Source organism: Rhizobium sp. BIGb0125 (genome assembly GCF_024810055.1).
GTDB lineage: Bacteria > Pseudomonadota > Alphaproteobacteria > Rhizobiales > Rhizobiaceae > Agrobacterium.
The window spans coordinates 551,441-572,146 of the sequence record NZ_JANUDV010000005.1; the positions used below are offsets into that span (position 1 = coordinate 551,441).

The 20,706-nt window shown below is 54.4% G+C and carries 20 protein-coding genes, 1 tRNA gene and 1 pseudogene; 9 read left to right on the top strand and 13 right to left on the bottom strand.

Features of this window, described 5'->3' with window-relative positions:
* Positions 1-75 precede the first annotated feature (75 nt).
* Positions 76-966, top strand: coding sequence for a LysR family transcriptional regulator (locus M2418_RS17000; RefSeq protein WP_259147982.1), 891 nt, complete (start codon positions 76-78; stop codon positions 964-966).
* Here M2418_RS17000 and M2418_RS17005 read toward each other — a convergent pair whose 3' ends face one another.
* From M2418_RS17005 to M2418_RS17020, 4 genes are all read right to left on the bottom strand, one after another.
* A complete protein-coding gene (locus M2418_RS17005) occupies positions 967-1,410 on the bottom strand; it encodes a GNAT family N-acetyltransferase (RefSeq protein WP_259147984.1) in 444 nt (147 codons plus the stop codon). It lies immediately after the preceding gene.
* Positions 1,410-2,360 carry an aldo/keto reductase gene (locus M2418_RS17010; protein WP_259147986.1) on the bottom strand — a complete coding sequence of 317 codons (951 nt, stop codon included), beginning with the start codon at positions 2,358-2,360 and terminating at the stop codon, positions 1,410-1,412. The genes M2418_RS17005 and M2418_RS17010 overlap by 1 nt, the downstream gene beginning before the upstream one ends.
* Before the next feature lie 118 nt (positions 2,361-2,478).
* Positions 2,479-3,486 (bottom strand): GlxA family transcriptional regulator, encoded by a 1,008-nt coding sequence (locus M2418_RS17015; RefSeq protein WP_405049441.1) that lies wholly within the window; start codon positions 3,484-3,486, stop codon positions 2,479-2,481.
* Positions 3,483-4,043, bottom strand: a complete 561-nt coding sequence (locus M2418_RS17020; RefSeq protein WP_259147990.1) for an isochorismatase family protein — start codon at positions 4,041-4,043, stop codon at positions 3,483-3,485. Before M2418_RS17020 ends, M2418_RS17015 begins: the two co-directional genes overlap by 4 nt.
* Before the next feature lie 184 nt (positions 4,044-4,227).
* Here M2418_RS17020 and M2418_RS17025 point away from each other — a divergent pair, with 184 nt between their 5' ends.
* On the top strand, positions 4,228-5,214 hold the full coding sequence (locus tag M2418_RS17025; RefSeq protein ID WP_259147991.1) for a Gfo/Idh/MocA family protein: 987 nt from the start codon (positions 4,228-4,230) through the stop codon (positions 5,212-5,214).
* Between the two features lie 25 nt (positions 5,215-5,239).
* Here the strand turns inward: M2418_RS17025 and M2418_RS17030 are convergent, their stop codons facing one another.
* The gene (locus M2418_RS17030) at positions 5,240-5,626 is read right to left on the bottom strand and encodes a GtrA family protein (RefSeq protein ID WP_259147992.1); all 387 of its coding nucleotides are present in this window, start codon (positions 5,624-5,626) and stop codon (positions 5,240-5,242) included.
* A complete protein-coding gene (locus tag M2418_RS17035) occupies positions 5,623-6,627 on the bottom strand; it encodes a glycosyltransferase (RefSeq protein WP_259147993.1) in 1,005 nt (334 codons plus the stop codon). The genes M2418_RS17030 and M2418_RS17035 overlap by 4 nt, the downstream gene beginning before the upstream one ends.
* A 123-nt stretch (positions 6,628-6,750) precedes the next feature.
* Here M2418_RS17035 and M2418_RS17040 point away from each other — a divergent pair, with 123 nt between their 5' ends.
* Positions 6,751-8,595: a hypothetical protein gene (locus M2418_RS17040; protein ID WP_259147994.1), complete on the top strand. Its 1,845-nt coding sequence runs from the start codon at positions 6,751-6,753 to the stop codon at positions 8,593-8,595.
* A 29-nt stretch (positions 8,596-8,624) separates the two neighbouring features.
* Here the strand turns inward: M2418_RS17040 and M2418_RS17045 are convergent, their stop codons facing one another.
* Complete coding sequence (locus M2418_RS17045; protein WP_250983269.1) at positions 8,625-8,855, bottom strand: hypothetical protein; 231 nt, start codon at positions 8,853-8,855, stop codon at positions 8,625-8,627.
* A 189-nt stretch (positions 8,856-9,044) separates the two neighbouring features.
* Between M2418_RS17045 and xseA the strand changes: the two genes are divergently transcribed.
* Positions 9,045-10,646: an exodeoxyribonuclease VII large subunit gene (gene xseA / locus M2418_RS17050; protein WP_259147995.1), complete on the top strand. Its 1,602-nt coding sequence runs from the start codon at positions 9,045-9,047 to the stop codon at positions 10,644-10,646.
* A gap of 49 nt (positions 10,647-10,695) precedes the next feature.
* On the opposite strand, the gene M2418_RS17055 is transcribed toward xseA, so the two are convergent.
* Complete coding sequence (locus M2418_RS17055; RefSeq protein ID WP_192486594.1) at positions 10,696-11,898, bottom strand: mandelate racemase/muconate lactonizing enzyme family protein; 1,203 nt, start codon at positions 11,896-11,898, stop codon at positions 10,696-10,698.
* A gap of 62 nt (positions 11,899-11,960) precedes the next feature.
* Entirely contained in the window at positions 11,961-12,668 is a 708-nt protein-coding gene (locus M2418_RS17060) for a FadR/GntR family transcriptional regulator (RefSeq protein WP_259147996.1), read from the bottom strand.
* 542 nt (positions 12,669-13,210) lie between these two features.
* Between M2418_RS17060 and M2418_RS17065 the strand changes: the two genes are divergently transcribed.
* A complete protein-coding gene (locus M2418_RS17065; RefSeq protein ID WP_259147997.1) occupies positions 13,211-14,074 on the top strand; it encodes an EamA family transporter in 864 nt (287 codons plus the stop codon).
* Positions 14,075-14,077: 3 nt separating this feature from the next.
* On the opposite strand, the gene M2418_RS17070 is transcribed toward M2418_RS17065, so the two are convergent.
* The 3 genes from M2418_RS17070 to M2418_RS17080 form a co-directional block, all read right to left on the bottom strand.
* Positions 14,078-15,325, bottom strand: coding sequence for an aminopeptidase (locus M2418_RS17070; RefSeq protein WP_259147999.1), 1,248 nt, complete (start codon positions 15,323-15,325; stop codon positions 14,078-14,080).
* A 152-nt stretch (positions 15,326-15,477) separates the two neighbouring features.
* On the bottom strand, positions 15,478-15,954 hold the full coding sequence (gene ybaK, locus M2418_RS17075; RefSeq protein WP_259148000.1) for a Cys-tRNA(Pro) deacylase: 477 nt from the start codon (positions 15,952-15,954) through the stop codon (positions 15,478-15,480).
* 11 nt (positions 15,955-15,965) lie between these two features.
* Positions 15,966-16,316, bottom strand: a complete 351-nt coding sequence (locus tag M2418_RS17080) for an ArsC family reductase (RefSeq protein WP_259148001.1) — start codon at positions 16,314-16,316, stop codon at positions 15,966-15,968.
* A gap of 181 nt (positions 16,317-16,497) precedes the next feature.
* Between M2418_RS17080 and M2418_RS17085 the strand changes: the two genes are divergently transcribed.
* From M2418_RS17085 to M2418_RS17100, 4 genes and pseudogenes are all read left to right on the top strand, one after another.
* The gene (locus M2418_RS17085) at positions 16,498-16,665 is read left to right on the top strand and encodes a hypothetical protein (protein ID WP_192486587.1); all 168 of its coding nucleotides are present in this window, start codon (positions 16,498-16,500) and stop codon (positions 16,663-16,665) included.
* 298 nt (positions 16,666-16,963) lie between these two features.
* Positions 16,964-17,602: a 5'-methylthioadenosine/S-adenosylhomocysteine nucleosidase gene (locus M2418_RS17090; protein WP_259148003.1), complete on the top strand. Its 639-nt coding sequence runs from the start codon at positions 16,964-16,966 to the stop codon at positions 17,600-17,602.
* 82 nt (positions 17,603-17,684) lie between these two features.
* Complete coding sequence (guaA, locus tag M2418_RS17095; RefSeq protein WP_259148004.1) at positions 17,685-19,247, top strand: glutamine-hydrolyzing GMP synthase; 1,563 nt, start codon at positions 17,685-17,687, stop codon at positions 19,245-19,247.
* Positions 19,248-20,047: 800 nt separating this feature from the next.
* A pseudogene (locus M2418_RS17100) lies at positions 20,048-20,272 on the top strand (LysR substrate-binding domain-containing protein); the annotation flags it as partial.
* A gap of 340 nt (positions 20,273-20,612) precedes the next feature.
* On the opposite strand, the gene M2418_RS17105 reads toward M2418_RS17100, so the two are convergent.
* A tRNA-Met gene (locus tag M2418_RS17105) sits at positions 20,613-20,689 on the bottom strand.
* Between the last annotated feature and the right edge of the window lie 17 nt (positions 20,690-20,706).

Genomic DNA, 20,706 nt, shown 5'->3' on the forward strand with positions numbered 1-20,706 from the left:
AGACACACCATATGACGATGCGCGGATAAAAATAATCGCTGCAAATTCGCGTGGGTTGTTCTAAATAATAGAACAATGAATCGTGTTCAGCTTTCACAACTGGCCGTTCTGGCCACCGTCGCAGAAGAAAAAAGCTTCCGCAAGGCGGCCGCTGAACTGGGCATTGCGCCATCCGCGGTCAGCCATGCGGTCTCTGCACTGGAGGCTAGCCTTGGCCTGCGGCTGCTTCACCGCACCACCCGCAGCGTTTCACCGACCGAAGAAGGCCGGCGGCTTCTTGAAACACTGGCACCAGCCTTGAGCGATATAGACACCGTCATCAGCACGCTTGCCGAACAGGGTGGTCGCCCGGCCGGACCGTTGCGCGTGACCTTGCCGCGCCTTGCAGCAGAAGAATTGCTGATGCCGCGGCTAAGCGAGTTTCTGGAGCTTTATCCCGACATTTCTCTTGAAGTCGCCACCCATGATAGCTTTGAGGATATTGTCGCCAAAGGTTTTGATGCCGGATTCCGGCTGGGCGAAAATCTGGAAGCGGACATGATTGCCGTTCGTGCCAGTGGCCCGTGGCGCGGCGCGATTGTCGCGTCACCTGGTTATTTCGAGCAACATCCAGCTCCCCAACATCCCCGCGAACTGATGCAACATCGCTGCATAAGCCGTCGTTTTTCAAGTGGGCGGATTTATCGATGGGAGCTGGAAAAGGACGGAAAACCGCTGGTCGTTGATGTGCAGGGGCAACTGATCCTTTCAGACCAAAACCTCATTTGCCGTGCGGCAATTGACGGTGCAGGTCTTGCTTTCGTGTTCGAACAACGGGTCGAAGACCACATAAGGGTTGGCCGTTTGGTGCGTGTGCTGGAGGACTGGTGTGCACCGTTTGACGGTTTTTATATCTATTACCCCTCGCGCCGGCAGATGCGGCCGGCGCTGAGGGCCTTCGTCGATTTTTTCCGCTTCAAGGGCTGATCAGAACTTGAGGCGGTAGCGGATATGGCCATCGCTTTCGACATAGCTGTCATAAAGCTTGCGAGCGCGCTGATTGTTTTCATCGGTATGCCAATAGAGGCGTGACCAGCCCTTTTCCTTGCTGATGGCAATCAGATCATCAATCAGGGCGCGGCCGATACCCTTGCCACGAATGGTCTCATCGATGAACAGGTCTTCCAGGTAACAATCCGGGGTCTTAACCCAGGTGGAGTCATGAAAATGGTGAATGGCAAATCCCACCGTCTGCCCATCTAGGACCGCCAGACGCATGGACAGACGCGAGACCGGGTCAATCACCCGGGCCCAAGTATGAGCCGTTACCTCTTCAGCAAGATCAACATTGTAAAAGGCGAGATAATCGCGCCACAGTTTTAGCCAGTCGGCCTGATCCTGTGGCTGGGCATCACGAATTTGCAGGCTCATTATGCACCTGCCTTATCGAGAAGCGCCATCATGTCGTCTGTCAGTTTCAGGTCTGTTGCCCGCTTGAAACTCTCCAGCTGCGACAGGCTTGTGGCGCTGGCTATCGGTGCTGTCACAGCCTTTTTGCGCAGCAACCATGCAAGAGCGATATCTGCCAGCTTTGCACCGGTTTCGGCAGCCACTGTGTCCATCGCACCGAGAACAGCCAGTCCGCTGTCATTGACGTAACCTTCTACCCGATACGAGCGTGCAGCACCTTCCGTATCGACCTTGGCGCGGTATTTCCCGGTCAGGAAGCCAGCAGCAAGGCTGTAATAGTTGATGACGCCGATATCTTCCTTCACGCAGAGGTCGGCCAGCGGGCCTTCAAAATCGGCACGGTTATAGAGGTTATATTCCGGCTGAAGCACATCATAACGTGGCAGGTTGGTGCGTGCGGCAACATCCAGCGATGCCTGAAGCTGTTCGGCACTATAGTTCGAGCAACCGACTGCGCGGATCTTGCCCTGCTCTTTCAGCCGCGCAAATGCGCCAAGGGTTTCCTCAAGCGGTACGTCTTCATCGGGCTTGTGGGCCAGATAAAGGTCGATGTAATCGGTCTGCAGGCGCTTGAGCGATGCATCGACAGCCTCGTTTATCCACTTGGCGCTCAGACCTGTCTTGCGCTCATTATTATCGAAGCCGACTTTGGTGACGATGACAGCATCTTCGCGTTTTACCGAACTCTGTTTCAACCAGTTGCCGATGATTGCTTCTGACTCACCACCCTGATGGCCGGGAACCCAGGCGGAATAAACATCTGCCGTGTCGATGGCATTAAAACCCGCGTCAAAAAAAGCATCCAGAAGCTGGAAAGAGGTCTTTTCGTCGGCAGTCCAGCCAAACACGTTACCACCGAAAACAATGGGTGCGATGGATAGGCCGGTGCGGCCAAGGGCGCGTTTTTCCACGTCAAATACTCCTTTTCAAAACTGCTTTTGCCAAACTAGCAATCCTGCGGAGACATAACCATTGAATTTCCCTGATGGGATACTGCCTGCCCGCGTGATGAATCGCGGCGGTCACATCTCACGACAGATGCGAACGGTAATGACTGGGTGAGTGGGAATTATGTTCAGACCACACACGGCGAAGATGACGTGTCGAGGCAAAACCGGAGCGTTCCGCCACGCTCTCCATGTCCAGTCGCGAATTGCTGATCAGATCGCGCGCCAGATTTACCCGCATCAGGTTGACATAGTCCACCACGCTCATGCCGGTATGTTCGCGAAACAGCCGCGAGAGATGCCGCTGGCTGAGACCAGAACGTCCCGCCAGTTGCGGTAAAGACCACTCTTCAGCGGGAGCAGCCATAATGGCATCCTGCGCCTTATGGATTGACGGATGAATATGGTTGCGACCGCTCAGCCATGGCGAAATCTGCGGATCATGGCCACTGCGTCGGAGATAGACGACCATGGTTTGCGCGATGCGCGCCGCGACAATGGGTGTCGTCAGACCCGACACGATATGCAGCAGCAGATCAATGCCGGTCGAAATTCCCGCACTTGAGAAACGTTTGCCATCCTCGACAAACAACCGGTTTTCCAATACCTGCGCCAGAGGTGCTATACGGCGCAGATCATTTATACAGTCGGCATGGGTGGTGCATTGGTGTCTGTCGAACAGTCCAGCTTGCGCTGCGATCAATGCACCGGAGCAGATGGAAATAATGACGGTATCGTCTCTGACGGTGCTGCGCAGCCAATCGGCCAAAGCACGCCTTTCCCGGCTGATATCACTGTCTGAACCGGCACCGGGCGGCGTGACAGAAGAACTGCCTGAAATCAGCACCATGGTATTATCAGGCAGCTCGTTTGGCAGAGTCTCAAGCCCCGCCAAGGTCAGGCCAATGGTGGTGGACTGTGTTTCGCCTGACGCGATGAAGTGGCAATCAAAATGAATGTCGTTTTGCTGTTGATTGGCATAACGCAGCACCTCCAGTGGGCCAGCGACGTCCAGCAGCAGAGTTTGCGGCGGCAGAACCACAAAGACAGAAATAATTGTTTTTGGAGCGCCGCCGCTTGTGTTCATCATGCTGTTGCTTTCGTTCCTGCCAAAGCGTCATCGACCGTGGCGATACGCGCAAAACGTCCGGCGAGGACCAACTCGGTGCGTTTGGCAATCTGCTCGGGCGAAAAAACTTCACCGGAAGCATGTGTCATCGGGAAGGTTAGCGTCGCCTCGGTTACGTAGTCCACGCTGTAACCAATATCGGAGCCATGGCGGGTTGTCGTTTCGCAGCATTGCTCAGTGCGAATACCCGAAACGATCAATCGCGTGATGCGATTTTCTTTCAGCCAAGCGTCAAGCTGCGTGCCGACAAATGCCGAATGGCGGTTTTTGCGAAAAGTCACGGCGGGGTTGATCTGAATGCCATCAAGCGTGCGGACAAATCCGTTTTCTTCGGAAAATGCGTGGTCACCATCAACGTGAAAAATCTGGACGACCGGAATACCAGCAGTGTCTGCACCATCGATCAGCTTCTGCTGTGCCGAAAGATAGGTATTCAGACCGCTTTCCTCGAAATACGGTGTGTGCCGGAACGATTCCTGCACATCGATCACCAAAAGCGCTGTTTTCTCATCGGACATTTTCTGTATCTCCAGTTTTCAATGGATACAATTTTTCGCATTTCAACAAAAGTAAAAAGGCAGCTACACGCCAAATGCAGGACATATCCAGCCATCAATGCGATCAACATATCCGGTCTTTCGTCTTCGGTTGCTTGTCTATCACCGCATGCTAAGGTGCGGTCCACATTGTAGGGAGATGAGCATGCTACGTTTTGGAATTCTGTCGACAGCGAAAATCGGCCGGGATCTGGTTATTCCTGCCATTCAGGATGCAGAAAATTCCGTTGTCACAGCGATTGCCAGCCGCGATCTTGCCAAAGCACGTCAATTGGCAAACCGCTTTTCGGTGCCACACGCCTTTGGTTCCTACGAGGAAATGTTGGCCTCCGACGTCATCGATGCCGTCTACATTCCTTTGCCCACTTCCCAGCATGTTGAATGGACGATCAAGGCCGCTGACGCTGGCAAACATGTATTGTGCGAAAAGCCGATTGCCCTGAAGGCCGCTGACGTCGATAACCTGATTGCCGCGCGTGATCGCAACAAGGTATTGGTGTCGGAAGCCTATATGGTGACCTACGCTCCTGTGTGGCTGAAAGTGCGCGAACTGCTCTCCTCTGGCGCGATTGGCACGCTGAAACATGTGCAGGGCGCATTTAGCTATTTCAATCGCGATCCAGGCAATATGCGCAATATTCCGGAACTTGGTGGCGGCGCCCTTCCCGATATCGGCGTATACCCCACCATCACCACCCGTTTCACAACCGGCAAGGAGCCTAAGAGGGTGCAGGCCGTGGTGGAGCGTGACCCGGTTTTCGGAACCGATATCTATTCCAGCGTCAAAGCTGACTTCGGTGATTTTGAACTGAGCTTTTATGTCTCGACGCAGATGGCCAACCGACAGGTCATGGTGTTCCACGGCACCGAAGGTTTCATCGAAGTAAAATCACCCTTCAATGCCGACCGCTACGGCGCCGAAGAGGTCGAGTTGACCAACCAGAGCCACGGCCTGTCACAGATCTTCCGTTTTCAGGACAGCCGCCAGTACCGATGCGAAATTGAAGCCTTTGCGGCCGCAGCAAAGGGTGGCGATGCCGACGTCGTGTCACTCGAAAGCTCTAAAAACAGCCAGCGTTTTATCGATGCGATTTATCGCGCGGCTGACAAGGATGGTTGGGAAACGGTGTAAACCGTTTCCTGTTCCTCGAACACTATCAGCCACCTTCGCGACGGCGAAAGACGAACCTTGAGTAACCGAAGTAGCTGAATGCCATTGCCGACAGCGATGACAGAAATAGCGCGATGAACGGTTGCAGGTCGGGATTGCGCAGCAAAAGAAGAGCGTAAATGCCGTAATTGATGAGGGCCGCGACGATGCCAACAAAGGCATATAAAAAGCCCTCATGCAAAACACGGCGATCCGACTTGCCAAAGGTGACATGGCGATTGACAAGCCAAGTGAACAGCATGGCGGTGGCAATCGCAAAAATACGGGCGATGAAGGGACCAATTGGCGTATAGGCTATCAGCAACAGCGTTACGCCGGCATCCACGGCAAAACCCGAGCCGCCCGCTATCACAAACCAGAAAAGTTTTTTCACGCCACCCTCACATCCTTGTCGTTGCCGTTCTGGCGCGGGACAGGTGTTTCGGCAAGGGCTTTGGGCGATATTTGTTTCTGAGTCAGATAATGGATGCGCAGCTGTTCATTACGCGAGCGCGCAACGGAATCGAGAACCAGACCGGCTGTAAAGATCAGGAACGAAATCATCAGCAGAGCCATGGATAGAACCCAGGTCGGCATTTTCGAGACCAGACCTGTGGCGAAATACTCCGCCAGAACCGGCGTCATAAAGGCCATGCTGATCGACAGCGTTACAGCGCTTATAATCGAGAAGAATGCGAAAGGCCGCGTCTCCTTCATCAGCATGGCGAACATCCACAGAATGCGCAGACCGTCCTTGTAGGTGGAAAGTTTGGAGTGCGATCCTTCCGGGCGGCGACCGTAATCCAGCTCCAGCTCACATACCGGTAACTTGAGACGCGACGCATGCACCGACATTTCGGTTTCAATTTCGAAACCTGCCGACACTGCCGGAAAGCTTTTTACGAAACGTCGAGAAAACGCCCGGTAGCCGGAGAAAATATCGGTAAAATCGGTGCCAAAAATACTGCGATACAGGATATTGAACATACGATTTCCGGCAGCGTGGCCCTGTCGCCCGGCATCGGCCTTGACGCCACGTCGTGTACCGACGACCATATCGGCGCGTTCTGTCAGCAATGTGCGGATCAGTTCTTCGGCATCTGCTGGAGAATAAGTGCCGTCTCCATCCGCCATAACGTAGATATCGGCTTCGATGTCTGCGAACATGCGGCGCACAACGTGACCTTTGCCCTGACGGCGCTCACGCAGAACTTCCGCACCCGCCAACATAGCCTGCAGGGCCGTCCCATCAGTGGAGTTGTTGTCGTAGACCACGATGCGGGCACTTGGCAGAGCCTCGCGAAAACCTCTCACGACACCGGCAATTGTTGCCGCTTCATTATAGCACGGCAATAACACGGCCACGGTTACATCGCTGCTGGGCGCAAAGGTCATGATTTCTACTCAATACAACAGAAAATCTTCAGCCGGAGAACAAGAACCAGCCCGTTTTACTATTTCTTGAGAAGGTTAAATCTAGGTTGAAGAGACTAGTAAACACATACGGAAAATAACAGCATGACAGACGAGACCCTGCCGGGACTTTCGAGGGAAACATGCAGGTCCAACCTGACAGAGGCAAACGGCAGCACTCTCTCCAATGGGCGTTTCTGGCTTATTGTGCTGGCCTATTTCCTGATCACGGCCGGTATTATTTTCTTCGGTAACCTGTTCACGGCAACGGATTATGTCGGCCTCGATAATGACGACACAATGCGTCTGGTGGAAGTACGCGACCTGCTTGCCGGTCAGGGATGGTTTGACCTGATGCAATATAGGCTTGGCCTTACCGGCGGAACGCTGATGCACTGGTCGCGCGTCATCGATGTGCCCATCGCCGCCTTGATCAGCTTTTTTGGCCTGTTCCTATCGCCTGAAGGTGCGGAGAGGGTCGCACTTGCTGTCTGGCCACTTTCGCTGCTGTTTCCGCTTTTTGCAGCAACGGCTCTTGCCGGTCGTCGCATGGGTGGAGAAGCCACCATGCATATCAGCCTGCTGATGGCCGCCCTGCTCGCCTTCGGCAGCAGTCGCTTCTATCCCGGTGCGATTGACCATCACAATGTGCAGCTTGTGCTGATGATGGTGATTGTCGCCATGCTTCTTGACCCCAAACTTCGAGCCTCAAACTACGCGGTGGCCGGTGCTTGTGCCGCCTTTGCCATTGCAATTGGTGCAGAAACAACGCCGCTGATTGCAGCAACGGCTCTTGCGGTCGCCTTGTCGTGGGCCATCATTGGTGAAGCATTCCGCGCTGGTGCCAAGGCGTTCGGCCTTTCTCTGACGCTCACGATATCAGCCCTGTTCTTTCTAACCGTTCCATCGTCATCCTATTCACTGGTAACCTGCGACAGCCTTTCTCTCGGCTTTTACGGGCTGTCCGCAATCGGTGGAACGCTACTTTTCCTTTCCGCCAGCGCCGCCTCAACTCTTTCCAGGACAAAACGCTTCGCACTTCTGGCGATCAATGGCGTTGCCATTCTCAGCACAGCATCGGTGCTGGCACCACAGTGCCTGCAAAGCCCACTTGCAAACCTCGATCCGCTGCTGGTCAAATTATGGCTCAACAATGTGGGTGAGGCGCGCAGTTTCGTTGCGCAGGCACGGATCGAGCCGGAGGGACTTGGTGCATTTTATGCGCCGGGCTTGCTGGCTATGGGGCTCTGCCTTTACCGAATTACCAGCGGTCACAAGGCCCTTCCTCACGCCGTGCTGTTTCTTCTGATCCTGATCTGCTGGGTAATTTCATTGATCCAGCTTCGCGTCGCAGTTTTCGCAAATCTGATTTCCATTCCCGTTCTCGCGGTTACGATTGCGAACCTGCGCGAAGCAGCAATGCAAAAACGGTCTTCTGGTGCAAGCTTCGGCTATCTTCTGCTGTTTGCCATTTCCACGCCGCTGATCTGGGCTCTGGCGGCCTCTTGGTCGATTACCGGGTGGAATATGATTAGCGGTCGCACAGTTGCTGCCGTCGGAGGTAACACAGCCTGCGTGAGCAGAGGCGATTTCGCGCAATTGGCACACCTGCCAGCTACCGTTGTCGCGGCCCCTGTCGATAGCGGCGCACCTATCCTTCGATTTACCGATCACAGGGTGCTCAGCGCACCTTATCACCGCAATCAGGGTGGCATGCTGGCAGAAATCCATATCGGCCTGTCATCGCCCACGGAAGCAGAGGCTTTCCTGCGTGGTGCAGATGTTGGCATTCTTGCCTTCTGCCCCAGTGATATCGGCACGAAAAATCTTGTCGAAGCGGCACCGGATGGGCTGTACGCGTCGCTGGCGCGTGGTGTTGTCCCGGATTATCTGGAGGCTCTGCCCAAGGATGAAATGTCCAGCCTGCAGCTTTACACGGTTCGCCCCTGAGGCGGACCTGTTGGGTGATGACTTGAGTGTTAGGCGGCGCGCAGTCTGTGAACCAGCAGCATGCCGCAAAGCAGGCTGATGATACCGGTATTGTATCCGGCAACAGCGATCACCAACGGCAAGAAGGCGACAGGACCGGCTGAGACAAAAGCTGCAGCTGCGAAGGTGCCACCGATCATCAAACAGATGAGGATGATGCAAAATGCCGAGCGAAGCATAACGGCTGTCATGCCCAAAACCATGGCGGTTAAGAAGATCATTTGTCCGCCTCCTGTGCGACTTTAACTGACCTCAAAATGGCCCGCATATCCTAAAGAAACATTGCGATAGGTCATGGAAGCAAGCAGGTTTCAGCCCTTTGTAGGGTTATGGTTTCACCGTCATTAATCGTCACGTTACAATCTCTCCATAAACGTTCACAAACCGGTCATCATTGGCTAGAAACGGGAATGAGCAATTTTTTCGAGAGCGATTCTGGCAGCAATCTCACCGAGTTTTCCGTTTCGGAACTATCCGGTTCCATCAAGCGGACGGTTGAGACGGCGTTTGATCATGTGCGGGTGCGCGGTGAGATTTCCGGTTATCGTGGGCCACATTCTTCGGGCCATGCGTACTTCTCCTTGAAGGACGACAAGGCGCGGATCGATGCAGTGATCTGGAAAGGCAGTTTCAGCAAGCTGAAGTTCCGGCCGGAAGAAGGCATGGAAGTGATTGCCACGGGCAAGATCACCACATTCCCTGGCTCGTCCAAGTACCAGATCGTTATCGAAAACCTGGAACCGGCCGGCGCCGGTGCGTTGATGGCGCTTCTAGAAGAACGTCGCCGCCGGCTTGCTGCCGAAGGGCTGTTTGATCAGGGGCGAAAACAACTGCTGCCGTTCATGCCCAGGGTTATAGGCGTCGTAACTTCGCCCACCGGAGCAGTTATTCGCGACATCCTTCACCGTATTGCCGATCGTTTTCCGGTTCACGTCATTGTATGGCCGGTGAAAGTGCAAGGTGACGGTTCGGGAGAGGAAATTGCAAATGCCATCAGGGGCTTTAATGCGATCGCCCCCGGCAGCGCTATTGCCAGACCGGATGTCCTGATCGTTGCGCGCGGCGGCGGCAGCCTTGAAGACCTATGGAGCTTCAACGACGAAATTGTGGTTCGTGCAGCCGCTGACAGCGATATTCCGCTGATATCTGCCGTTGGCCACGAAACCGACTGGACGCTAATAGACCACGCAGCCGATGTGCGTGCACCAACACCAACCGGTGCTGCCGAAATGGCGGTTCCTGTTCGTGCAGATTTGCAAGCGCAGCTTGCTGGACTTGCTGCACGACTTGCTGGTTCAACGACACGGCAAATGGACAATCGTCGCCAGGGTCTGCGGGCGCTGGTTCGTGCATTGCCTTCGCTAGACCAGCTTCTGGCCCTGCCCCGTCGTCGTTTTGACGAGGCTGCCAGTGGACTTGGTCGCGGGCTTGAGTTGAATACGCTGAACAAGCGACGCGCCTTTGAACGCATCGCCTCGGGCCTGCGGTTGGACATGCTGGTTCACCGCCTGCAAGTGCAGCGTCAGGCGCTTACTGAGCGTATGCAGCGGGCTGATCGGATTGTTGAACGTCGGCTGTTGCAGGCTACCGCTCGCGTATCGTCGTTTGATTCCGCCCTACGCACCTTGCCTGTGCGGCTGCTGGGGCAAGTTGAACGCCAAAAAGAACGGGTTACGGGTATTTCGCGGCGCGCCGATACAGCGGTTCTGCACCGCATGGCACAGAACCGCTCAGGACTGGCGGCACATGAGCGTATTCTACAATCTCTGTCTTATAAAAATGTTCTGAAACGCGGTTATGCTGTCATCCGCGATGTGGAAAACCGTACATTAACGCGCGCCGAAGCCGTAAGCAGCGGCATGTTTGTGTCAATGGAATTTGCCGATGGTCGTGTGTCAGCCGTTACCACGGATGAGACCGGGGCTGCATCTCCAACGGAGAGGTCGGCGCCTAAAAAGAAGACGGCAAAGCCAGCATTATCCACTCCGACGGATCAGGGCAGCCTGTTCTAAAGGTCATCGCGCAAAGCTGGCTGGCAACTTTGCGCGATGAATGATCGGTTTAGATCGAATTGGCATCCGAGAAACGACGGCTGACGGTGAAGGCCTTTTCGAGATCCGGGTGCAGTTCCATGCCGAGGCCGGCACCGGGTGGCACAGTGATCATGCCGTTTTTCACTTCAGGCAACGCCGTCACCAGATCGCGGTACCAAGTCTTGTAGAAGGCACGGACACTTTCCTGAACCAATGCGTTTGGCGCGTTGAGCGAGAGGTGGGTAGAAGCGCACAGCACAACCGGACCGGTGCAATCATGCGGCGCGACCGGCAGATGCCAGGCTTCAGCCATGGAAGCGATCTTGCGGGCTTCTGAAATACCACCGCACCAGCTGATATCCAGCATCATCACGCCAGCGGCACCGGTTTCCAGCAGGTCACGGAACGCCCAACGAGAGCCGAGCGTTTCAGACGCCGAAATTGGTGCTGGCGATACGGCAGCGTAACGTGCGAGGCTGGACAGGCTGTCCATTTTGATCGGGTCTTCGTGCCAGAAGGTGTTGTAGGGCTCCAGTGCCTTGGCAATCTGCATGGCGGGCAGAAGTTGCCACATGGAGTGGAACTCCACCATGATGTCCATTTTGTCGCCAACGGCCTTGCGGATTTTCTCAAACGGTACCAGTGCGCTTTTCAGATCCGGCATCGAGATATACTGACCACGGGTCTTTTCGGCGGCCGCGTCAAACGGCCAGATTTTCATGGCTGTGATGCCTTCTTCCAGCAGTGAATGCGCAAGCTCATCGGCATTGTGCAGGAAGCCGTTGAGATCGTCATATTCCTTGCCGCCGGACAGGCCGTAATTACCGGTCTGCTGACCGGTCGCCTTTTTGATATATTCCGTGCCTGCGCAGGTGTTGTAGGTGCGGATTTCTTTGCGGCTGAAACCGCCAAGGAGCTGAGCAATCGGCTGGTTCGTTACCTTGCCGAATATATCCCAAAGCGCGATGTCAAAAGCCGAGTTTCCGCGTACTTCGGCACCGGAAGACCGGAAACCGAGGTAACCCACCAGATCCTGCGCCAACAGGTCGATCTCCAGAGGGTTACGCCCAATCACTCGTGGTGCAATATATTCATGCACATAGGCTTCAACGGTCTCAGCGCCGTAGAAGGTTTCACCCAGACCGGTTATGCCTTCGTCCGTGTGAACCAATACCCATAGAAGGTTTGCCCGTTCCGCGACGCGGACGGTTTCAAGTTTCGTAATTTTCATGGATTTCCTCCTGGAAAGCGGTTCAGGAAAAAATCAGCTGCCCCTGAACCGAATAAGACAGATTATGCTATTCCTGCTGCGATGAGCGCGTGCACGCTCTCGTCGAAATGTTTCGCCATCAACGTCGCGGCGATTTGCGGATCACCCGCGGCAATGGCCTGCCCGATGGCAATGTGAAGTTGGCCTGCCGCATGGCGTTGCTCGTCCGATGTGCGGCTTTTCCAGCCAATCGGCCATGTCTGGCGCGTGACATTCTGGAACGCACCAAGAATGAGCTCAAACACCGGATTTTTAGAGGCTTTTGCAACGGCAAGATGGAAGGCGAGGTCGTGTTCCATGACCTTTTCATTGTGGCCAAAATCCACTTCCATCTGGTTGGCATGGTGCAGAATGTCCAGCGCCTCGCTGTCGGTGCGACGCAGCGCAGCCAGCGTAACCGTCCGCACCTCGATGGTACGACGAACATCGTAGATCTGCTGAATAGTGATCTGTTCGGTATGAATGCCATGTTCGAACATCAGCGACATTGCACCATGATCAAGCGTGGCAACTGTTGCACGCTTGCCGGGACTCATATCAATCAGCCGCATGGCGGAGAGCGACCGGAATGCCTCACGCACAACGGTGCGCGACACACCAAGCTGCTGCGACAGCATCATTTCGCTTGGCAATTTTTCACCCGGAGCCAATTCATTTTCTCTGATATGGCGGGTGATGGCGCTGATGGCACCACTGACAAGGCCAAGGTCCTGCGAAACCTCTGTAAACATTTCCCCTCCAACCTGTACTACAGGTTTACGGATTATTGCGTACAAGAGTTCGTTGATATGCGCAAGGTCACGTTACGGCATAATTCGCCAAATCGTAGCCTAATTTAGGAAAAAGTTATGCAGAGAATTGCCGAATAGCAGGAATCGCAATGCACTATCGACGGCAAAACCAGTGACAGATTGTCTAGCCTTGCTCGAACTCACAGGACGACCGTTGCAGGTTCTTGTCGTGTTCAAGCGCACGGTCATATCGCCGATCCAGCAAATCGACGATCAGGACGACACAATCCGTTTTCTTCCTCGGCCACCTTACCTCGACAACGCTAAATGCAACTGACTGAATGCAGCAGAGATACAGATTTCTCAGAAGGTGGCTCAGGTCAATTCAGCCGCTACACTGCCAGCGCTCTGCGAACGCGTTCAGGCGTTCGCATTTGGCCAGCATACAGCCTCCAAACTCCAAACTGACTGGCCGCCAATATTATCTTGACATCAAGACAAAATACATGAATTCTAATTTATCTTGATGTAGAGATTGTTTTATGATGCGAAATTTCCGATACACAACCGATGTTGCAGCGACAGCCATTGCCCCAGCGATCTGGGGCAGCACCTATTTCGTCACCACGTCGTTCTTGCCGCACGGCTACCCATTAACTGTTGCTATGCTACGTGCCCTCCCCGCCGGCCTGCTTTTATTGTTGCTGGTGAGAAAACTGCCCAACGGTATCTGGTGGGGGCGCAGCTTCCTTCTCGGAAGCCTCAACTTCTCGTTCTTCTGGGCCATGCTGTTTGTTTCAGCATATCGATTGCCCGGCGGTGTCGCCGCTACAGTTGGCGCAGTTCAGCCTTTGATCGTGATTGCCCTTTCACGCGCCTTCCTTGGCACGCCAATCCGTTTTCTTGCGAGTGTTGCTGGCCTGATCGGCATAGCGGGCGTGGCACTGCTGGTTCTGACACCGCAGGCTGCACCTGATCCCATCGGTGTCGCTGCGGGTCTCTTGGGCGCAGTGTCGATGGCGTTTGGCACGGTTCTAACGCGTCGCTGGCAACCGGCAGTTTCCAGTCTAACCTTTACAGCGTGGCAATTGACGGCCGGCGGAATTTTGCTTGTACCAGTGGCGCTCCTGCTGGAGCCAGCCCTGCCGATGCCCAGCACCGCAAATATTCTGGGTATTGCCTATCTCGGCCTGATAGGTGCAGCATTCACTTATCTGCTCTGGTTCCGCGGGCTTTCCCGTATTGAACCGTCAGCCGCTGCTTCTCTTGGCTTTCTTAGCCCACTGGTCGCAACATTGCTCGGCTGGCTGGCGCTTGGCCAAAGCCTAGCGCCAGTCCAAATTGTCGGCTTTATCATGGTGCTGGGCAGCGTCTGGTTAAGTCAGCGCAGCCAGATGCCCCGATAAAGATCAGGCCCATTCGCCCTTGCGCATGACGGGCACCTTCGTACCGTCTGCGCGAACACCATCGATATCGACCTTGTCGGAACCGATCATCCAGTCGATGTGAATAAGGCTGGAATTGCCGCCCTGTGCCTTGATCTGCTCCTTACTGAGCGAGGCACCATCAAGGAAGCACTTGGAATAGCACTGGCCAAGGGCAATGTGGCAGGATGCATTTTCATCAAACAGCGTGTTGTAGAACAGAATGCCGCTGGCTGAGATGGGTGAGGAATGTGGCACCAGCGCCACCTCGCCCAACCGGCGAGCGCCTTCGTCGGTATCCAGTACCTTGTTCAGGACCTCTTCACCCTTGCTTGCCTTGGCCTCTACGATACGGCCAGCCTCAAACTTTACCTGGATGTTGTCGATCAAGGTGCCCTGATGCGACAAAGGTTTGGTACTCGAGACATAACCATCGACCCGCAGCGCATGCGGTGTGGTGAACACTTCTTCGGTCGGAATATTCGGATTGCAGGTCACGCCATTTTTTGCCGTCGATGCACCGCCGTGCCATTCATGGCCATCAGCAAGGCCGATCGTCACATCCGTACCGGGGCCGGTAAAGTGCAGGCTGGCGAAACGTTCGCCATTCAGCCACTTTGAACGCTTGGCAAGGTTGGCATTGTGCTGAACCCACGCAGCGACTGGATCAGCCACGTCAACACGCGAGGCCGCAAATATCGCATCGGCCAGTTTCTTGACCGCCTCGTCTTCCGGCACATCGGGAAATACCAACTTGGCCCAGGAAGGGTTGGGGTAGGAAATGATGTTCCAGTTGATATCAAAGTTGGAAATCTTCTCCAAAGCAGGTTTGTAAGCCATGGAGTTGGCCTTGTTGGCGCGAGCAACTTTTGCCGGATCTTCCGCCGACAGCAGCATTGGATTGTCGCCGGAAATAGCCAGGCGTGCAGCGCCGTTTGCATAGGCTTTTGCCATGCCTTCGTACAGCCAGCCGGACGCTCTGTCGAAATTGCCATCGCTGGCATGGCGATAGCGCGCCAGCGTGGTTTCCTCATCCGAATAGAATGTCGTCACCAATCCGCTGCCAGCCAGATAGGCGTGCTTGGTCAAAAACCTAACCAGAGGCAGGGCAGCGAGCGGCGCCGTGATGACCAGATCCTGATCCTTCTGCAATTGCAGACCCACCTTGACGGCCACTTCGGCCAGCTTTTCAAGTTTGACAGGATCAATGGATGACGAAGATGAGAGTGTCATGATTTACCTCGAACTTTGTTACCAGAACGGAACGCAGGGCTGGATTCTTAGAGCCTGCGGCCCGACTTGGGAACCATGAACGTGATAAATTTCAGGCGGTGAACAATCACCTCTCTCCGTCGACCCGCAACACCACCCTGTCTTGAGAATAACTATTCCGCGACAATCGGGGCGACAATGGCATTGAGTGTTGTGACAGCATCTTGTGGCGACAGGCGCACCTGAAGGCCACGCTGACCACCATTGATGTAGACATACGCCTCAGTCATCGCCTGCTGCTCAACTGCTGTTGGCACTTTCTTTTTCTGTCCAAACGGGCTGATACCCCCGACGTGGTAACCGGTGATGCGCTCCGCTTCCGCAGGCTTCATCATCTGGGCCGACTTGCCACCAAAGGCCAATGCCAGCTTTTTCATGCTGACTTCCTTATCTGACGGAACTACGACGCATACAGGTTTGCCGTCCAATTCAGCCATCAATGTCTTGAGAACGCGATGCGGAGGCTCACCGATCGCCTCTGCCGCCTGCAGACCGATGCGATCCGCCCCGGGGTCATAGTCATAGTTGACGGTCGAAAACGTGATCTTGTTCTGGCTGAGAGCCTGCGTCGCTCGCGTGGTCTTGGACATTATTTCTCACTTCAAGCGGAAAACAGGCGCTCGTAAATTTCAGGCTTAAAACCGACTGTTACGGTTCCGTCCTTTTCGAGCACCGGACGTTTGATCATCGAGGGTTGTTCGAGCATGAGGGCAACTGCCTTACCTCTCGACAAATCAGCCTTAGATGAATCGTCCAGATTTCTGAAGGTCGTGCCGGCGCGATTTAGCACCGTTTCCCATTCCGCCTTGTCACACCAGTTTTCAAGGTGCGCACGGTCAATGCCTTCCGCCTTGTAGTCGTGAAAACGATAATCGATGTTGTGCACTTCCAGCCACGTGCGGGCCTTTTTCATCGTGTCGCAATTCTTGATGCCATAAATGGTGGCTGTCATCGGCTTCCCGTATTCTTGATCAAACAGATGCAATCCATAACAAATTCTAGCGACTGTGCAAATTTCCCGATCAGCTTTTGCGCGAGATCAAACATTTCTGCATGGCTTGCCTGCTATATCATCGGTTGTAAACAGTCTCTTCAAGCACCATTATTAGGGCGTACAAGAAACGGAGAGTAAAATGCGTAATATCGCAAAGAATTCGCGTAATTTCATTGGCCAGACGATCGCTATTTTTGGTGCCGCTGCATCGGTTTCTGCCGCTGTTCGCGCTCACCGCAAGCCAGCGCAGTCCGACCTTGAAGCCCTTGGTATCGATGCTGCTGCTTTCGATAAGGTGCAGCTTTAATTCCGAGTTTACAGCCTATTGCGTGGCGGGACACCTGTCTCGCCCTGTTGAGAAAAATTCGGCGCGTCTAGCCTGAAAAACACTTGAAGCCTCACCATATTGCTTAAAACCACGCAAGGTGACGCACTGAAAATATAATGATATATATTTTCACTTTATTTCTCGTATAAATTTTCGTTAACGATATACTTGGATCGCATGAGGCCGCCGTCATACGCCGCGCCTAAACCATGCGCTAGGCATCGTCATATTCATCGGCTAAAAAAAGACCTTTCAGCACGTCGAAAGGTATAGTCATATGGATTTTCAACTTCTTGATATTACCGGGAAATCAATCCTTTTTGCCATGGCAGCAGAAGCGGAGTACGGCCCACACCTCAAAGCAAGAATATCGCCACTGATGATTGGCGTTGGACCGGTCGAAGCTGCTGTGTCCCTGACCGCCGCCCTGTCTCTGCTCAAGACCAAAGGTGAGCTGCCTGACCTTGTTGTTTCACTTGGCTCTGCCGGCTCGCGCAGTTTGGAGCAAACAGGTGTTTATCAGGCAACATCCATTTCCTACCGCGACATGGACGCATCACCCCTCGGTTTTGAGAAGGGCCGCACTCCATTTCTCGACCTTCCAGCAGAAGTAAAGCTACCGTTTTTCATTCCCGGAATTGAGGGTGCTCGACTATCGACCGGAGGCAACATCGTGTCCGGTTCCGCCTATGATACGATCGACGCGGATATGGTGGAGATGGAGAGTTTTGCCGTGTTGCGCGCCTGCCAATATTTCGGCATTCCGATGGTCGGCCTGCGAGGAATTTCCGATGGCAAGGCAGAGCTTCACCACGTCAATGACTGGACGGAGTATCTTGATATCATCGATGAGAAGCTGGCGCTGGCCATTGATCGGCTGACATCTGCGGTTGAACATGGCCAGATTGCCCTTTGAACCATTGCCTCACCGCAGAAATTCTGCTGTTTGGGGTCATCTGACAGTTGCCTAATCTGCCGGATTTCTTTAAAGGCTCGCCATGGAAAACACAGCACATCCCGACAGCGTTCTCATCATCGATTTCGGTAGCCAGGTCACGCAGCTCATTGCGCGCCGTGTCCGTGAAGCCGGCGTGTATTGCGAAATCGTTCCCTTCCAATCAGCTGAGGACGGTTTCAAACGTCTGCAGCCCAAGGCGGTTATCCTTTCCGGCAGCCCAGCCTCGACACTGGAAGACGGTAGCCCACGCGCTGCACCAGTCCTGTTCGACAGCGGCGTACCAGTTTTTGGTATCTGCTATGGTCAGCAGACCATGTGCATGCAGCTTGGCGGCAAAGTCGAAAGCGGGCATCACCGCGAGTTCGGTCGTGCGTTCCTCGAGATCGACAAGGACTGCGCGCTATTTGACGGCGTCTGGTCTGTTGGCTCCCGCCACCAAGTGTGGATGAGCCATGGTGATCGCGTAACGGCTCTGCCAGACGGTTTTGAGGTGGTAGCGACTTCTGCTAATGCGCCGTATGCATTCATCGCCAACGAAAAGAAGAAATATTACGCCGTTCAGTTCCACCCGGAAGTCGTGCATACGCCCGATGGCGCTAAACTGATTTCCAACTTTGTTCACAAGGTTGCAGGCATCAAGGGCGATTGGTCGATGTCGGCTTACCGTGCCAAAGCTGTTCAGGCTATCCGTGACCAGGTTGGCGACAAGCGTGTTATCTGTGCCCTCTCTGGCGGCGTAGACAGCTCTGTCGCAGCGCTGCTCATCCATGAAGCCGTTGGTGACCAGCTCACCTGTATCCTCGTGGATCATGGCCTGATGCGCAAGGACGAGGCAGCCAATGTGGTTGCCATGTTCAAGGAACACTACAACCTGCATCTCGTTCACGTTGACGCTGTTGATCGCTTTATCGGCGAGCTCGAAGGCGTCAGCGATCCTGAGACAAAACGCAAGATTATTGGTCGCCTGTTCATTGAGACCTTTGAGGACGAGGCCAAGAAACTTGGCGGCGCCGATTTCCTCGGCCAGGGCACTCTTTACCCTGACGTTATCGAAAGCGTCTCCTTTACCGGCGGCCCGTCCGTGACCATCAAGTCGCACCACAATGTCGGCGGTCTGCCTGAGCGTATGAACATGCAGTTGGTTGAGCCGCTGCGCGAACTGTTCAAGGACGAAGTGCGCGTGCTTGGCCGTGAACTTGGCTTGCCGGACAGCTTTATCGGCCGCCATCCTTTCCCAGGCCCTGGTCTTGCCATTCGTTGCCCGGGCGGTATTACCCGCGAGAAGCTCGAAATCCTGCGCGAAGCTGATGCCATCTATTTGGATGAAATCCGCAAGGCTGGCCTTTACGATGCTATCTGGCAGGCGTTTGCCGTTTTGCTGCCGGTTCAAACCGTTGGCGTCATGGGCGATGGCCGCACATACGAATTTGTCTGCGCCCTGCGTGCGGTAACCTCCGTAGACGGCATGACAGCGGATTTCTATCACTACGATATGGAATTCCTCGGCCGCGCCGCAACGCGCATCATCAACGAAGTACGCGGTATCAATCGCGTTGTTTATGATGTGACTTCGAAGCCACCAGGCACGATCGAGTGGGAATAAGGCTCGTCTTTTGACAGATGCTTCTTGAACCAAGTAACTGAGGGCCGCCGCTGGAGATATCCATCGGCGGCTTTTCTCTGGCCGGCGCTGGGGGCATTTTTCCTGAATGGGCTTGTCGGGAGCAGAAGTGAAATCCGGCCGTCTAGTGCTGCCGCATTCTCCTCGCCTATTCTCTTTTCGCTGGAGATTTTTCTTTGACTTCGTGTTGCTCGACGCCTTTTTTCGCCTCACCCTATTCACTCCAGTCGACACTTCTTCTTTGAAGTGTCGTTCCTTGCCAGTTTCTTCAAACGGTGCTTTTTCAAAGCAGGTGGCTCCGGCCTTTTAGATTCCGGCTGTATTTTTTTACCCGATTAAACCGGGACCTATTCTGATACGCTGGCCGCCTGTTTTCTGCTTTTGCTTCATCGCGATTTGTACGCCTCTCTCTGAGCGTTTCGTTCGTCCACTATGACATAGGAGCTGGCTCGTTGCGCAGCGGTTCCTATGCCTCTGTGGCCCGTCCGACTTTTGCTTTTAGGTGATTGAGGTTTGCCCCGTGATGTAGGTTTGCGCCTTCCAGTTCGCCTCCGGAGGCCGCGCGCGCAGAGTTATTCTGCGACCTGGTTGAGAGGCGGCGCTTACATTGCGGTCATTGTCGCCCTCTGAGGTGCAAGCAAGTCGATCGATCAGCTCTATTCCGCCCTGCCTTTCGCGCCGGGCCGATCATAAGAAGTGGTGCAGCACGTTGTGCTGCCTTTTTTGGCGCCGGCCGTCGTGTTGTTCGGTCTCCGCTGCGTGCCTACAATGATTTCGTCAAGGCGATGCGGCGATTGTGCCTTGAGGGTTTAGGCTTGGGGCGTGTTGGCGGTTTTCATGTGGAGGAAGATATTGAAGCGGGCAGACTTGTGTCTGTTCTGGACGATTATAACCCAGGCGATGTCGAGGTTATCTGGTGTGTCTATGGTGGTTCGAGACCATTATCTGGCCGGGTACGCGCCTATTTGGATTTTCTGAGCGAGCATGTTGTGCGAGCGTGGCCTTGATTTTCTGGTGGGACGTCTACCATTGGTTATTGAGCGTTTTGTCGCCGGCGGTTTTTCGTGGCTTTGACTTTCGCATTGGGCAGCTTTGGTGTGCCTTGGTCGTTGTGCTTTGAGCAGGGTTATTTTCGCGGGCGCGTAGGTGCCGGCAATGGTCTGCGGTTTCTTTTAGTTTTTAGATTTTGATTTTTTGGGGGATGTTTTGGTGATTTGGTTGCGGGGCAGGATTTGGGATTTTTCTGTCCCGTTGCGTCGGCTGTGCCTCCTTGCGGGCCCCTGAGGAGGCGTTAACTCCTCGACGCGTTACCAACAAAAAAGCCCGCTTGCTGCGGGCTTGTTTTATTGGTTGCGGGGGCAGGATTTGAACCTGCGGCCTTCAGGTTATGAGCCTGACGAGCTACCGGGCTGCTCCACCCCGCGTTACCAGGTTTTTGCCA